The following is a 22163-nucleotide window of genomic DNA, read 5'->3' as shown; positions in this document are numbered from 1 at the left end:
GTTCGATTATCGGCCGCCACTTTGTCCGGGGACCGTGCTCCGAAGGTAAAGATCTCGCAAGTTTTGCTCCGGAACTTCGGCGGGCGCGTCCATCATCAGATCGCGGCCGACCTGGTTCTTCGGGAAGGCAATGACCTCGCGGATGTTCTCCTCGCCACAGGCGAGCATGACGATCCGATCGACCCCCAGTGCCATGCCGCCGTGCGGGGGCGCCCCGTAGTCGAGGGCCCGGACGAAGAAGCCGAAGCGCTCCTCGACGTCGTGCGGGCTCAGGCCGAGCATCTCGAAGATCTTCCGCTGCTGCTCGGGCTTGTGAATGCGGATCGATCCCGACCCCAGCTCGTAGCCGTTGAGCACCATGTCGTAATGCTGGGCGCGCATTTGCATGGGATCGGTTTCGATGAGCTCCCACTGACCCTCGCCGGGAGCCGTGAACGGATGGTGCGACGGAACGGGCTTTCCGGTCTCCTCGTCCATTTCGAGGTACGGGAATCCGGTCACCCAGCAAAACGCGAACGTGGCTTCGTCGCGCAGACCACAGCGCGTGCCGACTTCGTTGCGCATCCTTCCGGCGACGCCGTACGCGAGCGCGCGGGTGTCGGCAAAGAGCAGCACGGCGTCACCAGATTCGGATTTGGCGGCCGTGCGAACGGCGGCCAAGTCGGCATCGCTCAGGAACTTGGCTGCCGACGACTTAACGCCGTCGGGACCGTAGGCGATCCATACCATGCCTTTGGCGCCGAACTGCTTGGCGGTCTCGGTAAGCGCGTCGAAATCGCGCCGCGACAGCGACGCGCCCCCGGGATAGCGCAACGCGACGATCGATCCGCCGGCGCTCAGCGCCGATGAAAACACGACGAACTCGGTCGCGCGGAACGCGTCGCTCACGTCGGCGAGCTCGAGACCGAACCGCAGATCGGGCTTGTCGACGCCGTAACGCGACATCGCCTCGTCGTAGGTCAAGCGCGGAAACGGCGGCAAATCGATCTCCAACACGGTTTTCCAGACGTAGCGGACGCACGATTCCATCGTTTCGAGCACCTCGTCTTGCGTGCAAAACGACATCTCGACGTCGACTTGCGTGAACTCGGGCTGACGGTCGGCGCGCAGGTCCTCGTCGCGCATGCAGCGCGCGATTTGCATGTAGCGCCCGAAGCCGGCGATCATGAGAATCTGCTTGAGCATCTGCGGCGACTGCGGCAGCGCGTAGAACGAACCGGGATGCAGGCGGCTGGGAACTAAATAGTCGCGCGCCCCCTCCGGCGTCGACTTCATGAGCATCGGCGTTTCGATCTCCACGAAATCGCGCGAGTCGAAGAAATCGCGAACCGCTTTGACGATGCGGTGGCGAACGCGCAAGTTGCGCTGCATGCGTGCGCGCCGCAAGTCCAGATAGCGGTATTCCATGCGCAGGTTTTCGTCGACCGGATCGTCGGAGTTCACCGAGAACGGCGGCACTTGCGAACGGTTGAGAATCTCGAGCTCCTCGACACCGACTTCGATCTCGCCCGTCGGCAGCTTCGGGTTTTCCGTACCCGCCGGACGCCGGCGCACCGTGCCGCGCACGCGCAGCACGTCTTCGTGGCGCAGATGCTCGGCGTCGCGAAAGCTGGGGTGCTGGGGATCGAAGACGATCTGCGTGACGCCCGCGGTATCGCGCAGGTCGACGAAAATCAAACCGCCGTGATCGCGGCGGCGATTTACCCAACCGAAAAGCTCGGCCGTCGTTCCTTCGTCGGCCGCCCGCAGCGTGCCGCACGCGAGTTTCCCTCTATGCATGGTTTTCATGACTTCCAAGTGCTTCCTTAATACCGGAAACGTAATAGTACTGCCAAATGAGATCGCGCGCGAATTTCGAGCGATCGGCCCGGTCGTCGAAGTAGCCCAGCACCGACGGGACGGAGGTTAGCAGCGAATGCAGCCCGAGCGAAACGGGCGTCATTCCGAGGTTGAGCTTGACGCGAAAATCCGGATGCTTGCGATAGAAACGCACCGTCGAGCGACCGGCGAGTTTCATCTTTTCCTTTTGATCGCCCACCGAGACGTCTTGGCAGTGGTAGTTGACGGCCAGCGGTTCGTAGACGATCTCGACGCCGGCGCGCTCGAGCCGATAGCCGAGCTCGAGATCCTCGTGACCGTAGCCGGTGAAGCTTTCGTCGAAGCTGCCGACGCGCAGCAGATCGTCGCGCTCCACCGACGCGTTGCCCGTGAGGAAGTAGAGCCACGACAGCCGTTTGCGCGTTTCCGGATGCAGGCTGCCCCGCGCTTCGGGATGATCGCGCTTATACGCATAGTCCTCGAGATTCTTGACTTGCACTTCCAAGCCGACGACCGCGACGTGCGAGCGCTCGGCGTGGCGGCCTAAGTGACGCGCCAACAGATCGGGCGACGCGAGGATGTCGGCGTCGTTGAACAGCACGATGCGTCCCCGCGCGGCCGCGACGCCGGCGTTGCGTGCCGCCGCGCGTCCGCCGTAGGCAGCCGGCAAGTGGCGCACGTTGCTCGCTCCCGACGAAACGCGTGCCAGATACTCGGCGGTCCCGTCGGTCGAGTTGGAGTCGCAGACGAGGATTTCGTAACGGTCGCGCGCGACGTCTTGCGCGAGCAGCGTCGGAACGACGTGCTGCAAGGTATCGAGGCGGTTGTAGGTCGGAATGACGACCGAGAGATCAAGCATCTAATAATTGCACAACGCCGGTGACGATTTCGTCCCGAAATCGCGCGAGGGACTCGTCCTCCGCAGTGACGGGTTTGCGAACGAGGACGTGCGGCACGCCGTACGGCGCCCACTCTTGCGAGTTCAGGCGGAAGAACCGATGTTCGAAAGCCACGACCAAGGGCCTCTGCACGGCGCTTGCGACATGAGTCGCACCGGTATCGACGGTGACGACGGCACCGGCACGCTCGAAGACCGCGGCCCACTGATGAAACGGGAGTCCCCGCAGGAAGGCCGCGACGTGCGGGCTGCCCTCGAAGTACGCGGCGAACTCCTCGCACTCGGCCGCACAGGTGATGACCAGCGGCCGCAGCGCCGCAAGCCGCTCCACCAGCGCCAGCGTGCTTTCCAGGGTGCTTCCACCGCTGAACCATCGCATGCCGAGATGGAGGACGATCGGATCGCGCGGCAGCTCGCGGGCGACGGCACGATCGTCCTCGATCAAGTCCAGCCGCAGCGCTTCGACGCGGTCGTGCGCGCCGGCCAATCCGACCAGATCGAGCAGCTGCACGACTTCGTGACGGACGACGCGTTGCGGAAAGCGATCGCTGAGGTCGGGATCGGCCTCCGACACCATCAGACGATTGACGTAAAGCGGCGCGGTGAGGCGCGCGACCCATCGACGCTCGTACGTGTAGCCGACCCGCAGCGGCGCGCGCGTCGCGCCGACCAGCTGCAGGTCGACCGCACGCGGCGCCAGCGCGATCGCGATGTCGTATCCTTTGCGGGCTTCACCGAACGTCGCGGGACGTACCTCACGCGGGAGCACGGCGAGTTCGTCGACGTCGTCGTTGCGCTCCATCACGATGCCGTTATACGGACTCGTCACCATCGTGACGTGAGCGTCGGGGAACGAGGCGCGAACCGTTGCAATCGCCGGCGTCGACAGAATCAAGTCGCCGATGCGATCGGTGCGCGACAGAAGAATTTTCACTTCAAGGCGCGTTCGATTTCGTCGAAATACGCTTGCGCGGCGAGGGCGCGCGCGGCGCGTTCCTCGCGCGGGGTCAGAACGCGATCCGACGAAAGATCTCCCAGGCGCGCCCGCAATCGGCGTTCGCTGCTCAGACGGCCGAACAGCGCGTGCGCGCCCCGTTGCGCCGGATTGATTCCCGTCGTGAGGTAGGCGCGCCAGTGCGGATGCAAACCCACGAGCACCACGGCGGTGCGCGCCTGCGCTCGCGCTTGGCGAATCATCTTCTCGACGTCGCGCGCGCGCAGACGCGGCTTGAAATGATACGCCAGCGCTTTGGGATTGAACACCGCCTTCACGCCGCGCGCGCGCAAGCGCAGCCCGACGTCGATGTCTTCCCATCCGTACTCGGAAAAGGTTTCGTTGAATCCGCCGATGCCGCGCATCGTCGCTAACGGCACCGACACGTTGGTCGTCCAAAAGTAGTTGCCGCTATAGTTCTTGATCGTCCACAGGGGCGGCGGTAAGTCGTCGAAGCTCTCGACGTTGATCGCCCCGCCGCGCACGATGGCCTGCGGATGGGACGCGTGCGAGCGCAGATGTTCTTCCAAGAACGTCGGCAGCGGCAGGACGTCGTCGTCGATGAAGACGATCCGCTCGCCGCTCGCGCGCGCGATGCCGGCGTTGCGTCCTTTTGCCAACCCCGCGTTGGCCTGATCGACGACGACGAACCGGCAGTTCGCGCGGTCGCGCGCCCGCTCGATGACGGCCGGCGTATCGTCGGTCGATCCGTCGTTGACCAGCACGACTTCGTACGATCGCTCGGGGATCGTCTGCTCGAAGCACGCGTCGAGCACGCGCTCGAGCAGCGCCGCGCGGTTATAGGTACAGAGCTGAATCGTCGCGCGCATCACAGGATGCTTTCCGCGGCGGCGACGATGCGCGTGACCTCGAGGCTCGCGACGCAGGCGTAGTCGCGGCAGTTTTCCTTCGTGTCGCCTTTATGACATGGATACGACGGCCGCACGACCGCGGTTCGCGCTCCCAGCGGCGCCCATCGATCGGGATAGTCGGTTTGAAACGGAAAGATTCCAACGGTCGGACATCCCACCGCCGCGGCGACGTGCATCGATCCCGTCGTGATGCCGACGAATCCGCGCGCGCGTTTGGCCAGCGCGCCGAACGCGCCGATACCGAGCTCCCCAGCAATGGAGACGATGGTGTCGCGATGCGCCGCGCTCTCGACGGCATCGGCGATCGGTGCGTCGGCGGGAGACCCGCTGACCAGCACGCGCCCCCCAAACCGATCTTGCAGCTGCAACGCCAACTTTACCCAGCCTTCGACGGGCCAAATGCCGCGTTTGCTCGCAACCGCATTACACGGATTGAGGATGACGAAGTTTTCGTCTGCAATGGCGCGAGCTTCTTCCTCATCCTGAGCGGTCGGCGCGAAGCGATAGGCGCGATCGGGCGTATCGCAGCCGGCCGCGCGTGCGTAGTCGAGCAGAATGTCGCTCCAGTGCGAGGTCACGTCCCCGGTCTCGCTGCGAATCGGTACGGCTTGGGTAAACCGAAACGAGTAGATACGCCGCGCTTGACCGACGCGCACGGGAATGCGCGCGAGCTGCGGAACTCGCGCGGTGCGCGACGTCGCCCAAGTGACGACGCAGAGATCGTAGGAACGCAGCGAGAGCGCGTCCGCCAGCGCACGCTCGGGTTCACCGTCGTCTGCCAGAACGCCGTCGACGTCGGGCACGCGCTCGAGCGTCGCGCGGTGTCCCGGCAGCGTGAGCGCGTCGACCACCTCGTATTTTTGATGCAGCGCGCGGGCGACCACCGAGGCCACCAGCGAGTCGCCGATCCCGCCGCCGGCACAATACAAAAGCGCTCGCACGGATTAGGGCTCATCGTTTCCGCGGATCGAGCGCACCAGCTCGCGCGTGTAGACGCCGTCGAGAAACTGCGTTCGAGCGAACGCACGAAGCCAGCCGGGAATGCGCTCGGCCGTCGCAACGCCGGCGTACAAGGTGAGAAGCGCTTCGGGCGTTAGAAAACGGCCGCGCAAAACGTTCGCGGGGTGCGCGCCGGTCGCCAAGCGCGCGCGCCGCGAAGGGTGCTTCATCAGAAAGCGCCCGGCCATGCGCGCCTTCTCGAAAGCCTTGCGCGCCTCGACCTCGATGGTGTTTTCGTTCGGCGGCTTGATGTGCCAAATATACGCATCCCACGCGAATCTCCACACAAGGCCGGCTTCGCGCAGGCGTACGCCCAGCTCGGTGTCTTCCCAGCCGTACAGGTTGAAGCTTTCGTCGAACGCGCCCGTTGCCGCGAGCGCACGGCGCGGCACCGACGCGTTGCACGTGCACAGAAACGCGCGCGAGTAGTTCGTGAACCGCGGTTTGGGACGATCGTCGTACGACGCGACGTTGAGAATCGGGCCGTCGACGACCGCCGGTTCGCCGGGCGCGTGCGCGCGCGCGTGTGCCGCCACCCAGGTCGGGGGCGCTTGCACGTCGTCGTCGCAAAAGACGACGACGTCGCCGGTCGCAACCGCGATGGCGCGATTGCGCGCCTTGCCGCGATTGGGTTCGGGTTCGCGCTCGTAGCGCACGGCGACGCCTGACGTTTCGTTCGCGCGGGCGACGACCTGCGGCGTATCGTCGCTCGACCCGTTGTCGACGACGATGACGTCGAACGGCGGCGCCTCTTTCTGCCGCGCGAGCGAACCGAGCGCGCGCTCGAGATAGCGGGCGCGATCCTTCGTCGCAATGACGACGGAGACTTGGGGCGTCATGCGGCTAGTGCGAGCAGCTCGCCCGCCATGCGGTCGGCGGCACCGGCGTGTTGACGGTACAGTTCTGATAGCCGGCTTCCGATCGACGCGATCCACGCCGCGTCGTCGTAGCGTTCCAGCGCGATGCGCGCGATACGGCCGGGCGTGATGGTGCCGTGCACTTCGCGAACGAGCATGTCGCCCGCGTCGATGTTGGGCTGGGTGTGGTATTCGAAGCGCTTCGACAGGGCCACGGCGACCGCACGTTTGAGCGGAACGCCGACCAGCGGAATGCGATCGAGATACGTCAGCGGACCGTTAAACGTGACGATTTCCGGCGCGTTGAGCGGCGTGATCGTGATCGCCGGCTTGCCGAGTACCGCGAGTTCGATCGTCTTGGTTCCGGGAATCGTGAGCACCAAGCGCGCGCGCGTTGCGGCGGCGAGAGCGTTACTGACCACCGGGATGCGAACGTCGCCTTCGAGTGATTCGACGAACGTCTGTCCGTGCGCGGCGGTCAACCGGCCGCGCCGTGAGAACACGCGCGGATCGCCGCCGCGCTCGATCGCGGCACGCAGCTTGTCGCGTGGCGTAAACGGCGAGATGCCGAACGCGATCGGCAAACCGGGGCGCTCGCGCAAGATGCGCAGCGCGGCGGTGAAGTAAAACGGCACGAGATTGGCGACCTCGTACGGGCGCGATCCCGGCATGATCAAGATGCCGTCGTCGGGCGTTCCCGGTTCGACCGGGGCGCTGGCCTCGAGCAGCGCACCGTCGATCGCCAAGTTCCCGACGCGCACGATGCGGTCGCTGGGCGTTCCCCAGCCGGTAAGCTGCTCGACGTTGCGTTCGTCGACGGCAAACGCGCGCTCGAAGAGATTGCGATAGCGCGGCCGCGAGAACTTGTAGGTCGCGGCCTTTCCTTTGAGTCGCGAGTGCACGCGGGCGGCGTGCAGCAGATCGCCGCCGATATACAGCACGACGTCGACGTCGTTCGGAACGCCTTCGACGTGGCGGCCGAGCGCAAAGCGCACGTAGGATTTCGGATCGTAGACGTGCGCCTGTGGAAACAGCGACTTGACGGTCTGCGCCTCGAAGCCGGTCGCGTACTCGTCGGGAACCAGAAAAACGTGTGCGTCGGTCTCCGGCGCGCGTCCGTAGAGCGAACGCAGCAGCGGACGCAGCCAGCCGGCGACTTCGCCCGGCCCGTTAGCTGTGACGGCTATACGCATCGATGATCGAAGCGATAACGTCGGTCGTGCTTCGTCCTGCGACGTGCGGCGCGAGCGCGATGCGCCCGCCGTGCGCGAGCACGACGGTTCGTTCGGGGAGCTCGTCGGGGCTATATTGGTCGCTCTTGACGTGAACGTCGGGGCGAATGCGATCGAGCAGCGCTTCCGGCGTCGACTCGCCGAAGCCGACGACGGCGTCGACGCTGCGCAGCGCCAATAGCGTCTTCGCGCGATCCGCGAACGGTACGATCGGACGCCGTTCGCCTTTGAGGCGTCGCACCGACTCGTCTTCGTTCAGCCCCACGACCAGCGCGTCGCCTTGAGCGCGCGCCCACGCCAGATACTCGACGTGGCCGGCGTGCAGTACGTCGAAGCAGCCGTTCGTAAAAACGACTTGCTTGCCTTCGGCGCCCAGCTCTTTGCGAAACGCCGCGGCTTCGTCCCACGACAGCAGCTGCCCGAAGAAATTACGGTCGAGCATGACGCACCAGCGCAAGGATTTCGCGCGGCGAAGCGGTAGCGGTTCCGAGTTTTTCGACGACCGCGCCCGCCGCATAGTTGGCAAGCATCATCGAGGCCTTGATCGTCGCTCCGGTCGACAGCGCGACGCCGAGCGTCGCGATCACCGTGTCGCCGGCGCCGCTTACGTCGTAGACCGTGTGCGCGACCGACGGAACCGAAAGGCGTTCGCCGTTTCTTCCGAACAACGCCATGCCGTGTTCGCCGCGCGTGATCACGACGTACCGGCACTTCAGCCGGCGCAGCAGCCGGACGCCCGCGGACTCGAGCGATTTGTCGTCGACGATGTTGACGCCGCTGGCGATCTCCGCCTCGTGAACGTTGGGCGCGACGCACGTGACGCCGGCGAACATCTCGAGATTCTGAGGTTTCGGATCGGCGAGCACGAGCGGCGCTTCGAGCGCGGCTTCCACGACCTCGCGCGACAGCAGTCCCTTGGCGTAATCGCTCAAGATCACCGCATCGCTATGCGCCGCGCGCTCGCGGACGTACGCGGCGAAATCTTTGCGTTTGACGCCGTTGAGCGGCACGATGCTCTCCCAATCCGCCCGCACCACTTGCTGATTGTGCGCGACGACCCGCGTTTTGCGCGTCGTCGGACGGCCTTGCAGGGTGAAGACACCGCTTTCGTCGACGTCCTGATCGCGAAGGAGCCCGCGCACGTGCCGGCCGTAATCGTCGTCGCCTACCGTACCCGCGAACGCGACGCGGACGTTGAGCGCGCGCAGGTTGTTGGCAACGTTGCCGGCGCCGCCCAGGGTGAACGAATGATCGCTTACGGCGACGACGGGTACCGGCGCTTCGGGCGAGATGCGCGTCACCGTTCCCCAAATCCACTCGTCGATCATGAGATCGCCGACGACCAGCACCTTCCGCCCGCGCGCCCTCCGGAAGACGGCCTGCGCTTGGGCGAGAAACCCGCTCACGCCAATCCATCCTCAAAGATCAGCTTTTGCTCGACGAGATCGCAGACGATGTGCGCCATAACCTGATGCACCTCTTGCACGATTGCCGCGTAGCCGTTGGGACCGACGAGCGACAGATCCGCGACCGTAGCGACGGTGCCCCCGCCGTTGCCGGTAAATGCGATCGCGACGGCGCCCCGCCGGCGCGCGGCTTCCAGCGCGAGCACGATGTTGCGCGACTCGCCGCTGGTCGTCAAGCCGATCACCACGTCGCCGGGCTGCGCAAACGCTTCGACTTGACGCTCGAAGATGCGTTCGTAACCATAATCGTTGCCGATGCACGTCAACGTCGACGTGTTGACCGAGAGCGCTTCGCTATTGAGCCCCGGCCGCTCGCGCAAATAGCGGCCCGAAAGTTCGGCCGACATGTGCTGCGCCTCGGCGGCACTGCCGCCGTTGCCGCACCACAACACCTTCTTCCCCGCGCGAAAAGCGGTCACGAGCGCGTCGGCGATAGCGGCGACTTGTTCGCGATAGTGCGGAGGATCGAGCATCCCTTGACGATCGGCGAGCAGCTCGTCGAAGCCCCGCGGGCCTTTATAATCTACGGCTCTATCCAAAACAGATCTTCACCTTGCGAAACGAGTTCGCCGTTGCCCGGAACGATACGCGCGATCGTACCGCTATAGTCGCTTTGGATCTCGTTGAAAAGTTTCATCGCTTCGAGGATGCAGACGACGTCGCCATTCTCGACGCGATCGCCGATCTGGACGTACGATTCCGCGTCGGGCGACGCCGACCGGTAGAACACGCCGGTCAGGGGCGCGACGATCTTCTTGACGTTCGCCGGTGCCGCCGGCGAGGGTTCGTTTGCCGGCGGCGCTGCCGGCGCGTTCGAAACCGGCGCCGGTACGGCCGCCGCAGCGGGTTCGCGACGCACGATTTCGTAGACGGCATCGCCGACTTTGACTTTCAAGCGGTCGAGATCGTGCTCGTGCATGAGCGCGAGCAGCTCTTTGAGCGTCGCAGTGTCTTGGTCGGGCGTTTCCATCACCGCATCGCTTCTACAATGGCCGCGGCAACGTCTTTTCCGCTGCCCAGCGGCAAGCGGCTGTCGGTGCGATTCTCCAGGTCCCGCAGCAGCAGGTCGCCGGAGGCGAGTTCGTCGCTGCCGGCGATGAGCGCGTAGCGCGCCCGGTTGCGGTCGGCGAGCTTCAAGTGCGCTAGCAGTTTGCGATCTTGATAATCCGCAAAGGTCGGCACGTCGAGAACGCGCCGCAGCTCGGCCACGATCGGTACGAGCGCCGCTCGGGCCTGCGCACCGAGCGCCACGGCTTGAATGCCGCGCCGCGGACGTTCGGCGGCACTGCCGAGCGCTTCGAGCATCATCAGAAACCGCTCCATGCCCAGCGCGAATCCGACTCCGGGAACGTCGGGACCGCCGAGCGACTTGACCAAACCGTCGTAGCGGCCGCCGCCGCAGACCGTGCTCTGCGAACCCAGAACCGACGACGTGATCTCGAAAACGGTTCGATTGTAATAATCCAGACCGCGAACGATGCGCGGATTGATGGTAAACGGAATACCCGCGAGATCGAGATACGACTTGAGCGTCTCGAAATGTTCGCGGCACGCGCCGCACAGCATCGATTCGAACGTCGGTGCCGTTTTCACGTAGACTTCGTCGCCGGGATCTTTGCTGTCGAGCAGACGCAAGGGATTGCGTTCCAACCGGCGCCGCGAGTCTTCGCTCAAGCCTTCGAGATTCGGACGGAAGTGCTCGAGCAGTGCCGCGCGATACTGCGGCCGGCACTCGTCGTCGCCGATGGAGTTCACGTTGAGCGTCGCATCGGTGATGCCGTACCCGCGGATCAGCTCCCATGCGAGCGAGATCACTTCGAGATCGGCTTCGGCACCGGCAAATCCAAAACACTCGACGCCGAACTGGTGCGATTGCCGGTAGCGCCCTTTCTGAGGGCGCTCGTAGCGAAAGATCGGTCCGACGTAATACAGCCGCAGCGGCCCTTGCCCGAAGAGATTGTGTTCGAGCGCGGCGCGAACGACGGGCGCCGTCCATTCCGGACGCAAGGTCATGCTGCGTTCGCCGCGATCGACGAACGTGTACATTTCCTTTTCGACGATGTCGGTCGTGTCGCCGACGCCGCGCACGAAAAGCTCGGTGGCTTCGAACGTCGGCGTCCGGATCTCGCCGTAACCGAAACGCTCCGCGAGCGCGTGAATGCGCGCTTCGAGCGCGATCCAGCGGCTGGATTCGGGTGGAATGAAGTCTTGCGTGCCTCTAGGCGCGCCGAGGTACGAGGGCATGAGGCTTCTGCTTCGCACAGCGAGAATACGGTTCCCGTGACGGGCAACCGGCGATTGGACTACGTCTACGTAGCAATCCTCGCATGCGCTTCCGTGGCGCTGCGAGTTCCGCTGTTGTCAAGAGGACTCTGGCGCGACGAAGGACTCACGTACGCCGACGTTTCGGGGCCGACGTTCGGCAGCGTCCTGCACGCCATTTCCCGCTCCGAGATGACGCCGCCGCTCTACTTTCTCTTCCTGCACGCTTGGACGAACGTCGCAGGCGCCTCGGAGCTGTGGCTGCGCTTGCCGTCGCTGGCGTGTATCGTTGCGACGATCGTGGTGCTGTATGCGGTTTGCATGGCTTTGGAGATGCGCGTCGCGGCGCTGGTCGCCGCGACGATCGTGGCGTTTGCTCCGCTAACGATGCAAGCCGCGCTCGAAGCTCGGGCGTACGGACTAACGTTGCTGCTTGCAAGCTTGACGCTCTTGTGTTTCGTGCACGCGCTTCGCAGCGCACCGCGCGGCCGCCCGTGGTGGGCTGCCGGTTTCGCTTTGGCGTGCGTCGCGCTCGAATACACGCATTACGCAGGGCTGATGGTCACCGCCGCGCTCGCCGCGATCTGTGCCGCCGGTTTGCTCGCCCGGCGCAATCGGTTTGCGCTGCCGTTTGCTGCAACCGCGTTCGCGCTGCTGCTCGCCGTTCCCGGCGTGCTGTTCGAACACGGTCGCGTCACGTGGCACAACTCGCTCGACTTACGCTCGACGGGCATCGAAGTGACGCTCTTCCGTCAACTCTTCGACCTTCGCATTTTCGGACCGTATGCCGTCGAGCAGTTCGTCATTCTCCAGGTTGCGATCGCGGCATGGCTTTTTGCGGCTTGGCGGCGCGGTTTCGACCCGATCGACCGGTATGCGGCCGTCTGTCTGATCGTCGTCGCGGCCGGAATCGCCGGTGACGTCATGCTCGCGGTTCCCGGGACGCGGCACGTGACCGCGTACGCGCCGGCTCTCTGGACGTTCTGCGCGATCGCCGGCGAGCGGTTCTTGCGCTGGATCGTTCGGCCGAGCGACCGGCTCACGCTGGTCGCGCGCGCCGCGTGCGGCGCGTTCGCCGCCGCCTTTTTCGCTCTCTGTATCGCTCGCGCGCCGCAAACGTACGCGCAGGATCGCGCGCCGCTTTCGGGAGCGCGCAGTCTGGCGCGCTTCGTGCAGAACGACGTGCCGGGACCGGTGCTGTTCGTTGCGATTCCCGATTACGTCGCGTCGGGCATCGCGTATTACTTCCGCCAAGACCCTCGAGTCGAGATCCGAGGGGTACCGCAATGGGAAGATCCGTCGTTTTTCACGCTCTATAGCGACCAATGGGACTCGCCCGGATTCATTGCATCGACGGCGGCCCGCATTCGCAGCGCGGCCCGCGGGAGAACCGTCGTGATCGGTTACGACCCGCATCCGAATACCTGGAACGCCAACGATTATCCGCGTTCCCTCGACCTCGTCGCGGCGCTGACGACTTCGTGCGTTCGCGAGCATCGAGTGTTTTCCGGATATGAAACCATCGCCGTTACCGTTCTCTGTCCTAGGCGAGACTAAAATCGGTCGTGATAGAGATGCGTGCGGCGTCCGTTCCTGTTCGCGGCGATTCTCGCGGCGGCAGTTTGGCCTAGCGAAGCCCGGCTGACGCTCGTTTCGGCGGCAGCCATCGTCGTGGAAGCGCTGCCCTTCGTGCTGGCCGGCGTTCTCGCCGAACGCGTCGTGGGGCGAAGGAATGCGTTCGTCGCGTATGCCGGGTGCGGATGCGTTGCCGGACCGTCGGCCCGATCGCTTCCGGCAGCCGCGCTCGCGTGGCTGGCCTTCGGACCGCTTGTTGCGCTCGCACGCGTCGCGGCGGCGACGATCGTCGACCGCGTACGCCGGGTTCCCGCGACTACGTGCTGCATGCACCCGAGCGACCTCATCAACGAGCTCGAGCGCCTCGTGCCGTTTGCCGTCGCCGCGGCAATCGGCGGGCAGATCGCCGGCCGTCTCGATCTCGCGCACGCGAACGTCGCGCTGCAAATCGCGACGGGTGCCGCGATGGGTTTCGTCGCGTCGCCGTGCGCGATCGGTTCTATCGCCGTCGCATCGGCGCTGCGCGCACACGCCGGCGCGGCGGCGGCAGCGTTTCTCTGCGTCGCCGGCATCGTCGATCTGCACGCGCTTCGCCGCGATTGGGCGCCCGTGCACGACAAAGGTGACGCGTTTGCGTACGCGATCTTGGCGATTGGTGCGGGACTGGTCGCGTACCGCCATGGAGCGCAGTTGATTCGGCCGTCGTTCGCGCCGGTCGTGGCGGCTTGCGCCGCCGCTGCCGCCGTACTGGCGTTCGCACGCCGGAGCGAACCCGCGCGACGGTGGTACGCCGCCCCGGCGGCCGTCGTGCTCGGCGCGCTCGTGGCAACTCCGCCGCCCGTGTATCGCGCGACCGAGACGACGCTCGCCGAGGTCTTTCCCGGCGAGCATCTGTCGTTTACCGGAGAGCTCGCGCGCGACCGTCGCGCCGCGGCGCTCGTGCGTTACGCGATCGTGTGCTGCCGCGCGGATGCGGCACCGGTGGTCGTGCGTCTCGCACGGCCGACGAGTTTACCGCCGGGAACGTGGGCGCGCGCCGACGGCGTCATCGTCGCAACGCCGCAGGGTTTCGCACTTTCCGACGATCGGATTACGCCGGTTCGGCCGCCCGCGGATCCGTTTCTCTATCGGTGAGCAGGGCGCGATGGTACGGCAGCGCGCGGTACGCGACGGCTGTCGCTTCGTCGTCGAAGCGCACGATGTCGGCTTCGAGCTGCGCGCGCGCGCGCTCGAAATAGCCCGCCGCACCGGCTTCGTCTCCCGCCGCCGCTTTTGCGCGCGCGATCGACGACAACAGAAACGCCGGACGCCACGCCGTTTCGACGTACGCTTCGTAGAGCGGCGCCAGCTCGTTTGCAATCGTGAGCGCGCGTTGGTTCTCTCCGGCGTCGAGCAGTGCGTCGAGATATAACCCTAGCGCTTCGACCAAACGCAGCGGCGTCGCGATTTCGCGGCGCATCGCGACCGCTTGGTCCATCAGTGCGAGCCCGCCGTCCGCATCGCCGGCTACGCACGTCGCGGCGCCGATGGCCAGCAGCGAGGCGGTTTTATGATGCCGCGCATTGCTCTTTTCGGCGATCTGTAACGCTTCGCGGCCGTATTCGAGCGCGCGGGGCGCGTCGCCCAGCCAGCCGTACGCCTCCGCTCGCGCGTGCTGCGTGACCCACATCGCGAGATACGCGTTTGCGTCGCGCAAGGCCGGAAAGACGGCGTCGAAGCGCGCGAGAGCTTCGGGAATCAAGCCGGCGTACATTTCGCAGATCGCCAGCGAGTTTTCGAAACTCGACCGCATCGGTGCCGATCCGAGTCGATCGCACAGCTCGCTGCCGCGTCCGAAGTGTTCGCGCACTTCGCGCAGGCTGCCCAGACGCAGAGCGCCGATGCCCAACGCGTAACGGGCGTGCACCTCACCGTACATGTCGCCCATTTCCAGAGAAAGCTCCAGCATATCGTTGCCGACTTGCTTCAACCGAATCGCATCGATGAGTTCGCTCGCGACTTGCTGCTCCGCGTGCAGGTAGTAAAAGCGCAGCTGCGGCAGGCGGTTTTTCAGCCACAGCGACCGCAGCGTGTCGACGTGGCCCTCGGCCTCGGCGAAACGGCCCAAACGAAACAGCGCTTGCACCATGGTAAACCGGCAGCGCGCTTCGATGGCGTCGTCACTTTCGCCGAGCATCGAGAGCGCCGATTCGAGCACCGCGAGCGATTCGGCCAGCCGGCCCTCTTGGAATTCGAGCGCACCCTGCTGATAGAGCGCCGCGGCGCGCCGATGCGTGTGAAGACCTTCGGCTGCCGCAAGCATTCCGTCGATCGACGCGCGTTGGGCGGTGCGATCGCCGACGTTGGAGTGATACTGCGTGTAGGCTTCGGCCGCGAGGAAGCGGCGTTCGTCGTCGAGCACCGCGGCGACCGCAACGAGCTCGTCGAGATCGGCTTTCCAGCGCTGCGTCTCGACGCGGCGCGCCTCGGTGGAAACGATCAGGTGCAGCGCTTCGAACCGCTGCGCGTCGTCCAGCGGCGTCTGGAGCGCTGCCCGCGCGAGCGCGATCGTCTCGTCGATCGCGTAGACGGATGCCGCGGCCCGCGCGGCGAGCAGGTACGACCGGCCGGCGCGCTCGCGTTCGCCGCCAAGCTCCCAGTGACGCGCGATCGATCCCAGTGCTTGCGCGCCTTCGCCGTGCATCTGATCAAGCACGGCCGCGACGCGGCGATGGCGCAGGGTGCGTTCCGCGGGCGATATCGTATCGTAAATCGCATTTTCGATGAGCGCGTGTGTGAACGCGAACGTAAAGCCCGAGCTCTCCGACGTGCGAACCAAACCGCGGTCGAGCAGAACCCCGAGCGCGTCGAGCACTTCGCCCTCGCGCCAGCCCAAAACCGCGGCGAGCAGATCGGTGCCGAACGTGCGCCCCGCGACCGACGCGGTTTCCACCAGCATGCGGCTGGGTGCGTCGAGCGTGCCGGCCCGCGCGAGGATCGCGTCGGTGAGGCTTCCGGGCGCATCGGCGCCGGCCAGCGTTCCGTGCTCGAGATAGTTGCGCAGGAGCATTCCGACGAACAGCGGGTTGCCTTCGCTGCGCGCGTAGATCGACGCGGAAAGCGCGTGCGCCTCGTCGACGCGCGCCGCCTTTTCGAGCAGATGCGCCACATCGGCAGGCTGCAGTGCGTGCAGCTCGAGCGTGGTGGCGCAACGCTGCGCTTGCAGGCGGCGCCGCAGCAGGGTGAGCGGATGTCCCGGCGTCACTTCGGTGCTGCGGAAGATGGCGACGACGAGTATCGGTGCCGAATACAAGCGCCGCGTGAGCAGTTCGAGCGCGTCGAGGGTTGCCGGATCGGCCCAATGCACGTCCTCGAGCACCAAGACTAACGGACGCGCTTTCGCCAAACGCTCGATCGTGCGCGCCATCGCTTCGAACAGACGCGCGCGCGCCTTTTCGGTGTCGAGCGGTTCGGGAACCGGCAGATCGGAAAACGCTCCGCGCAGCTCGGGGAGAATCTCCGCCAGCACGCCCAGCCACAGCGGCTCGATCGACGACTCCGCGATGAGCGGTAATCCGCGCCGCAGCGCGTCGACGATCGGTTCGTACGGATACGCTTGCGGATTCGACGTTTCGCCGAAGAGCGCGCGGCCGCGCTGTGCGGCAATGCCGGCCGCGAACTCCCCGGTCAAGCGCGATTTCCCAATGCCCGCGTCGCCGCTGACGAACAGCAGCGTACCGCGGCCGCGAGCCGCGTGACGCCACGCTGCGTCGAGCGTCGCGAGTTCTTCATCCCGTCCCACGAAGGGCATGCCGCCGATGGGACGCGCCGGTGCCTCGTCGCTGGGGCGCTCGTCGAACGCCGTCGACACGGCCGCGTTGCCCAAGATCGCGTCGCGCAGCGCGAGCGTCTCCGGCATCGGCGCGACGCCCATTTCGGCCTGGAGCCGCTTGGCGAAACGTTCGAACTGCGACAGCGACGACGAGCGGTCGCCGCACTCGTAACGCAGGGTCATCGCCAGACGCAGCGCGTCTTCACGCCACTCGTCGATGGCCAGAATACGGTCGGCGTAACCGACGGCGTCGCGCGGCCGCGAATCGCGCCGCAGCGCGAGCGCTTCGGCGAAGCACGCGTCGACGTAGAGCCCGCGCAAGCGTTCGCGATCGGCGAGCAGACACTCGTCGAACGAGCCGGAAAGCAGATCGCCGCGGTACAGCTCGATGCCCTCGGCCCGGCGCTGCGGATCGGCAACGGTATCCTCGAACGTGCGCGAGTCGATCCACGCGGGTGCTGCCGGGTTCCACACCAGGTGCGTGCTCGTCGCCTCGATCCAGGGCGTCGCGTCGCATGCGGGAAGCGATTGCAGCAGCAGATGCAGCCGGCGCCGCAGGTTGGCGCGCGCGTCCACGTCGAGATCGTCGGGCGAGATCTGCGCGGCCAGCGACGCGCGCGTAAGCGGCTCGCGGCGCACGGCCAGTAATGCGAGCAGTGAAATGCAGCGCGCCGGCGGCAGTCGTAGCGGCTTACCGTCGAACGCGAGCGCCGGCTCCCCGAGAATCTTAAGAACGAGTCCGTCCACGGACCCGATTCATTCGGCGAGCCTGGTTACCGGAGCCTTGGCTCGAGCAGCTCGACGGGGATACCGTTGGGATCTTCGACGAAGGCGATCGCTCGGGTCCCGCCCGGCGACTTCTTGACGTCTTGAAGAATCTTCACGCCCGCCGCCTTCAGGCGGTCGACGAACTCGCGCAGGTCGCCGTCGCTCTCGACCGCGAGGTGCTCGTAGCGGTTGCCGAGGTTGTACGGCGGATGTTCTTCGAGATCGTACACGAGCTCGACGTACGCGCTCCAATCGCTTCCGACGAACGCCATGTCGGCGTTGCCGGGATAGTGAAACGGTCCGTCGAGCAGCTTGAGCCCGAGCTTGTTCGTATAAAAGTCGATCGACTCGTTCATGTCGTTGACGAAGATCGACGTGTGCAGAAAGCGCGGCATGTCTTGATCTTTCTCGAAACGAAGGGGCTGCGTTGATGTCTACCCGGCAGAGACGCTTTTCGGTCGCCGCCGCGACGCTCTTCGTGTTTTTTGGAGCCTTGGTAGCGTGGGACGCGGTTCGATCCGGCGTGGCTCTCCCCTGGCGGCACATGTACGACTTTCCGGTGACCTACTGCGGCGGTCGCGTCGTGGCCGGCGGCAACGACCCGTTCCGCTACGAACCGCTTCACCACTGCCAACAGCAGGTGGGAGGAACCGACTTTCACTCCGACCCCGCGCGCGTTCTGCCGTGGGTTATTCCGCCGTATTCATTTCCGCTGCTCGCAGTGCTCGGCCGCATGCAGTTCGACGCCGCCCGTACGGTCTTTGCAGTGCTCGTCGCCGGCGCAACCTTGGCTTGCGTCGTTTTCCTGGCATCGCTCGGCATCGACGTAACGCTCGTTTTCGCGGCACTGCTGCTCTGCGTCGGGTACTTGCTCCTCTACGCTGCAAACGTCGTCGCCTTCACGCTTCTGGCCGTCGTGCTCTGCGGCTGGGCCCTGAGCAAGAAGCATTCCGTGGCCGCCGGAATTTTTGCGGCCGCCGGCCTGATGGAACCGCACATCACCCTGCCGATCTGTGCTGCCGTTTTTCTTTTCGGCGGCCTGCGCGCTCGCATTGCATTGTTAGCCGGCGCCGCCGTGCTTGCCGGCGTTGCTGCGATGGTGCCTATTGCGCAAATCCTCGAATACGCTACTCGCGTACTACCGGCTCAAGCCGTCGCCGAGACGCACTTTCCGTATCAATATAGCCTCACGTACGTCTTAACGCTTTTTGGAACGCCGCCGCAGCCCGCAATCCTTGCCGGAAACCTCATGTACGCAGCGCTCGCGGTCGCAGCCATCGGCGTCGGTTACAAGCTCTCCAAGACGTTGAACCGGCCGGAGATGATTGTATTCACGCCGGCCGCTGCGGTGGTTTTCGGCGGCTCCTACATGCACATGGTGGATATCGGCTTTGCGCTTCCGGCGGCGCTCGTGCTCGCGACGGAGGCGCGCGGCCGCGCACGAACGATCGCCGGCGCGGCGCTCTGTCTCTTGGCGGTGCCGTGGCTGGGCGCGTGGCAGTTCCACCATCTGTTCTTGCTCTCGATCTTTGTTTGCGCCGTGATCTTATGGCGGCTGCACGTTCCGTTGTTGTCCGCGGCCGTCATCGTGACGGCGGTCGCGCTAACGCTGTACGCGTTCGACCCGATTCCGGGATCGTTCCACTCCGGTCTCGGACCGTTGCACTATCCGCCGGACGGACTCGCCGTCACGGTGTGGCAGATCATCGTCGCCGGTACGAGCGCACCGGTCGCGCCGTGGCTTGCGATCAAGATTCCAACGTGGCTGGGCCTCGGCACGGTATTGGGCCTCGCATGGCTAATGCGGCACCCGAAGCGAGATACCGTTACGGCGTAACGGCTAGCGTTATCGCGCCGGCGATACCGTTCCTAATGACAAGGCTCGGCGTGCTGGAACCCGCAGCGTACACCAATACGCGCTTCGTCGTTCCGACATAAAGCCGGTCGCTCGAGTCCACCGTTACCGCCCACGTGTTTATACCGGTCGACAGCCTTCTGGACGGTGTGCTTTGCCCGGGCGCATAGACGGTAACGTTCGAATTCCGATAATTGGCCACGTACAGGTTGTTGGAGCTGTCGACGGCAAGTGCCCGCGGCTCGTTAATTCCCGTAGCGATCGCGTGGCTCGGCGAAGAGGCACCTGGCGCGAATACCACGATCGAATTGGAGCCGTAATCTAGTACGTACAAGTTACCCGCGTGGTCGAACACCAGTGCGGCCACGTCATTGCCTACGCTCAGGGTTCTCGACGACGTCTTAGCGCCCGGCGCGTACACCGATACCGTACCGCTTGCCGAAATGGGCCCAGTCCGACTGCCGACGTACAGGTTCCCGGAGCCGTCAAACGCCAGTGCGGCGGGCTGCACCACGCCGATCTGATAGGACGGCGTTGAAGTGCCCGGCGGAAATACCGAAACCGTATTCGCGCCGAAGTCGGCGGTGTAGGCGTTCCCCGACGAGTCCACCGCGACGGCGAATGGCTCGTTACTCGGCAAGGTGCGCATTGGCGTAGCGGCGTTTTGCGCATACTCCGTCACGCCACTTCCATCGTTATTGGCGACGTAGAGATTCTTGGCTCCGTCGAATGCAAACGCATATGGCTCTTCGATGCCGTCGGTCATCGTGCCGACAGGATCGACGGCCCCCGGTGGATAGATCTCCACGTTTCTTAAGTTGCCAAGTATCTGGTCGTTTCCAACCAAGAGACAGCCGTCGGGACTAACGGGCGCGCTCGACACGCTAAACGTGGCGGTGCTGGCATGGTTCCCCGCAGAGCCATTCTGTTTCATCGCAGCCGTGAGCGTTGCCGGTCCGGCAGGCGCGTTTGGATCGGCATCAACGATAAACTCGTTGGGCTCGGTCAGACCGGCGGGCGAGACGAGAAGTCCGGCAGTCGATTGGAGCGTTGACGTTGGTGCTCCGGGGCCGATGATGACGTTTCCAGCGGCGTCGAGCGCAGTAAGCGTGAAAATCTGTGGGAACCGTTGGCATGGATTGAGACTGAATCCCGATTTTTGATCGCCTGCCATTGGCGCGGAGACACGCACACCTTTGGGAATGCCGTTGAGATAGATCCCAAGGAAAATTGTGACATCGTACGACGGCACGTAGACCGGCAAATTGTCGTTCGTGGAGAGCTTGTGACCGCTGGGAACGCCTTGGGCTCCCAACGGGCCGTCGAACAGATTGATCGAGGCGCGGTACGGACCAACCGGCACCCGGAGCGTTCGTTGGTTGATCCCAGCGGTGAGATTGGTGTACGCCGAAGCGCGCTTCGCGCCCGAAGGCGAATATAACGCAATTGCCGCAGATCTGCTCGACGGCGAAATGAATTTTGATCTCTTGCTGCCTGAGGCCGGCGGAACGTCGATTCGAAACGTAATCTCTGCGCTCGCCGCCGTAGCGACCGGCCGCGCGCCCGCGTCTTGCCATGAGCTTGGGACGAAGCCATGCGGGCCCGGGTTGCCCGTGCATCCGGCCAGAAGCACCACGGCGAGCGTTCGGCGCATTACAGATTTCCGAACGCTAGAGCGTTGGCGCCGCGATCGATCGTATAGGTCGGGCTGGTAGCGGCGGGTGCGAATACGCTCACGCTGTTATAGTTACCGGCATAAAGATTGTCGCCGGCGTCGATCAGCAGCGTCGACGCGTACGCTGAGAGCGTCCGGACGGGTGTCTTCCCTCCGGGCTCGTACTCGACGATTCCGCCGTTCGTGCAGTTATAGTTGCACGTGACATAGAGCACGTCTTGAGAGTCGATGGCCAGCGTGCTCGGATTCTGCACGCCGGTCCTGATCGTATGCTTGCGTTTCGACGTCCCCGCTCCATAGATCGCGACGTCTCCCCTGTTATAGGGATAGTTTACTTCGTATGAGGTTCCATAATTGCTCACGTAAAGGTGTCCGCGCGAGTTGAAAGCGATGTGCGTCGGAACCCTGATGCCGTCGGTAATGCTGCGGATCGGTGCGACGCCTCCTTGCGAATACACGGAGATGCCGCCATTGGCCGACGAGAGGCGCCCATAAAAGAGATTTGCAACGTATAGCCGGTCCGCCGAGTCGAACGCCAGAGCGTGCGGTTCGTTGATGCCTTGCGTGATCGTGTGCAGCGGGTTAATTCCAGTGGGCGAAAAAACGACTACGGAGCCGGGCGCGTCGCCGCTTATGCTGGGCTCGTTCAACACGAACAGATTTCCGGCATGGCTGAAGGCAAGGGCCGTCGGACGATCGATTCCCTTTTCGATCGTGCGCGACGGCTTCGTCGCGCCGGGCGCGTACACCGTTACCGTATTGGCGGCGTAGTTGGCGACGTAAAGATTACTCGCGCGATCGAGCGCGAGACCACTGGGCGAGTCGATGCCTGCAACGATCGTACGGATGGGGACCGCACTGCCGAGTGGATATTCTTCGACGGACCCCGAGGGGTACGGCGACGATGCCGGACTCGCGACGTACAGATACGGCGCTGGACTAGCCGAAACCGACCGCAAACGCGGCGAGGCCGCGTATGGCCCAAAAGAACTACGATCGCCGGCGGAAGAACATCCGGCGAGAACGGCAAACAAAGCAAGCGCGACGGCGCTACGCATACGTTAGAAACGTTCTGCGCAGC

General features: G+C 64.8%; 19 protein-coding genes. 3 read left to right on the top strand and 16 right to left on the bottom strand.

Features of this window, described 5'->3' with window-relative positions; genetic code table 11:
- Nucleotides 1-6: 6 nt before the first annotated feature.
- Genes aspS through hisS form a run of 12 tightly spaced genes read right to left on the bottom strand, consistent with a single transcriptional unit; the run spans nt 7 to nt 11380 of the window.
- The gene (aspS, locus tag VGG89_11590) at nt 7-1788 is read right to left on the bottom strand and encodes an aspartate--tRNA ligase (GenBank protein HEY1977185.1); all 1782 of its coding nucleotides are present in this window, start codon (nt 1786-1788) and stop codon (nt 7-9) included.
- Nucleotides 1772-2677 carry a glycosyltransferase gene (locus VGG89_11585; GenBank protein ID HEY1977184.1) on the bottom strand — a complete coding sequence of 302 codons (906 nt, stop codon included), beginning with the start codon at nt 2675-2677 and terminating at the stop codon, nt 1772-1774. Before VGG89_11585 ends, aspS begins: the two co-directional genes overlap by 17 nt.
- Nucleotides 2670-3650 carry a glycosyltransferase family 9 protein gene (locus VGG89_11580; GenBank protein ID HEY1977183.1) on the bottom strand — a complete coding sequence of 327 codons (981 nt, stop codon included), beginning with the start codon at nt 3648-3650 and terminating at the stop codon, nt 2670-2672. Before VGG89_11580 ends, VGG89_11585 begins: the two co-directional genes overlap by 8 nt.
- On the bottom strand, nt 3647-4540 hold the full coding sequence (locus tag VGG89_11575; protein ID HEY1977182.1) for a glycosyltransferase family A protein: 894 nt from the start codon (nt 4538-4540) through the stop codon (nt 3647-3649). Before VGG89_11575 ends, VGG89_11580 begins: the two co-directional genes overlap by 4 nt.
- Nucleotides 4540-5523 (bottom strand): glycosyltransferase family 9 protein, encoded by a 984-nt coding sequence (locus VGG89_11570; GenBank protein ID HEY1977181.1) that lies wholly within the window; start codon nt 5521-5523, stop codon nt 4540-4542. Before VGG89_11570 ends, VGG89_11575 begins: the two co-directional genes overlap by 1 nt.
- Before the next feature lie 3 nt (nt 5524-5526).
- Nucleotides 5527-6420: a glycosyltransferase gene (locus VGG89_11565; protein HEY1977180.1), complete on the bottom strand. Its 894-nt coding sequence runs from the start codon at nt 6418-6420 to the stop codon at nt 5527-5529.
- Complete coding sequence (locus VGG89_11560) at nt 6417-7631, bottom strand: hypothetical protein (protein HEY1977179.1); 1215 nt, start codon at nt 7629-7631, stop codon at nt 6417-6419. Before VGG89_11560 ends, VGG89_11565 begins: the two co-directional genes overlap by 4 nt.
- Complete coding sequence (locus tag VGG89_11555; protein ID HEY1977178.1) at nt 7609-8112, bottom strand: adenylyltransferase/cytidyltransferase family protein; 504 nt, start codon at nt 8110-8112, stop codon at nt 7609-7611. Before VGG89_11555 ends, VGG89_11560 begins: the two co-directional genes overlap by 23 nt.
- On the bottom strand, nt 8099-9076 hold the full coding sequence (gene rfaE1 / locus VGG89_11550) for a D-glycero-beta-D-manno-heptose-7-phosphate kinase (protein HEY1977177.1): 978 nt from the start codon (nt 9074-9076) through the stop codon (nt 8099-8101). The genes VGG89_11555 and rfaE1 overlap by 14 nt, the downstream gene beginning before the upstream one ends.
- On the bottom strand, nt 9073-9675 hold the full coding sequence (locus VGG89_11545; protein HEY1977176.1) for an SIS domain-containing protein: 603 nt from the start codon (nt 9673-9675) through the stop codon (nt 9073-9075). Before VGG89_11545 ends, rfaE1 begins: the two co-directional genes overlap by 4 nt.
- Complete coding sequence (gene accB / locus VGG89_11540) at nt 9660-10106, bottom strand: acetyl-CoA carboxylase biotin carboxyl carrier protein (protein ID HEY1977175.1); 447 nt, start codon at nt 10104-10106, stop codon at nt 9660-9662. Before accB ends, VGG89_11545 begins: the two co-directional genes overlap by 16 nt.
- Nucleotides 10106-11380: a histidine--tRNA ligase gene (hisS, locus tag VGG89_11535; protein ID HEY1977174.1), complete on the bottom strand. Its 1275-nt coding sequence runs from the start codon at nt 11378-11380 to the stop codon at nt 10106-10108. Before hisS ends, accB begins: the two co-directional genes overlap by 1 nt.
- Nucleotides 11381-11416: 36 nt before the next feature.
- Here hisS and VGG89_11530 point away from each other — a divergent pair, with 36 nt between their 5' ends.
- Nucleotides 11417-12955 carry a glycosyltransferase family 39 protein gene (locus tag VGG89_11530; GenBank protein HEY1977173.1) on the top strand — a complete coding sequence of 513 codons (1539 nt, stop codon included), beginning with the start codon at nt 11417-11419 and terminating at the stop codon, nt 12953-12955.
- A 21-nt stretch (nt 12956-12976) separates the two neighbouring features.
- Nucleotides 12977-14107, top strand: a complete 1131-nt coding sequence (locus VGG89_11525; GenBank protein ID HEY1977172.1) for a hypothetical protein — start codon at nt 12977-12979, stop codon at nt 14105-14107.
- Here the strand turns inward: VGG89_11525 and VGG89_11520 are convergent.
- Both VGG89_11520 and VGG89_11515 read right to left on the bottom strand, forming a co-directional pair.
- A complete protein-coding gene (locus VGG89_11520) occupies nt 14064-17531 on the bottom strand; it encodes an AAA family ATPase (GenBank protein ID HEY1977171.1) in 3468 nt (1155 codons plus the stop codon). The genes VGG89_11525 and VGG89_11520 overlap by 44 nt on opposite strands.
- Before the next feature lie 26 nt (nt 17532-17557).
- Nucleotides 17558-17947 (bottom strand): VOC family protein, encoded by a 390-nt coding sequence (locus VGG89_11515; GenBank protein ID HEY1977170.1) that lies wholly within the window; start codon nt 17945-17947, stop codon nt 17558-17560.
- A 35-nt stretch (nt 17948-17982) separates the two neighbouring features.
- Between VGG89_11515 and VGG89_11510 the strand changes: the two genes are divergently transcribed.
- A complete protein-coding gene (locus VGG89_11510) occupies nt 17983-19389 on the top strand; it encodes a hypothetical protein (protein ID HEY1977169.1) in 1407 nt (468 codons plus the stop codon).
- Here the strand turns inward: VGG89_11510 and VGG89_11505 are convergent.
- Nucleotides 19379-21061 (bottom strand): beta-propeller fold lactonase family protein, encoded by a 1683-nt coding sequence (locus tag VGG89_11505; protein ID HEY1977168.1) that lies wholly within the window; start codon nt 21059-21061, stop codon nt 19379-19381. The genes VGG89_11510 and VGG89_11505 overlap by 11 nt on opposite strands.
- A complete protein-coding gene (locus VGG89_11500; protein HEY1977167.1) occupies nt 21061-22140 on the bottom strand; it encodes a hypothetical protein in 1080 nt (359 codons plus the stop codon). The genes VGG89_11505 and VGG89_11500 overlap by 1 nt, the downstream gene beginning before the upstream one ends.
- Nucleotides 22141-22163 lie beyond the last annotated feature (23 nt).

The sequence above is a fragment of the Candidatus Baltobacteraceae bacterium genome, assembly GCA_036488875.1.
Classification (GTDB): Bacteria; Vulcanimicrobiota; Vulcanimicrobiia; order Vulcanimicrobiales; family Vulcanimicrobiaceae; genus JAFAHZ01.
The sequence above is the reverse complement of the archived record's forward strand: the minus strand, read 5'-3'. Positions and strand labels throughout refer to the sequence as shown.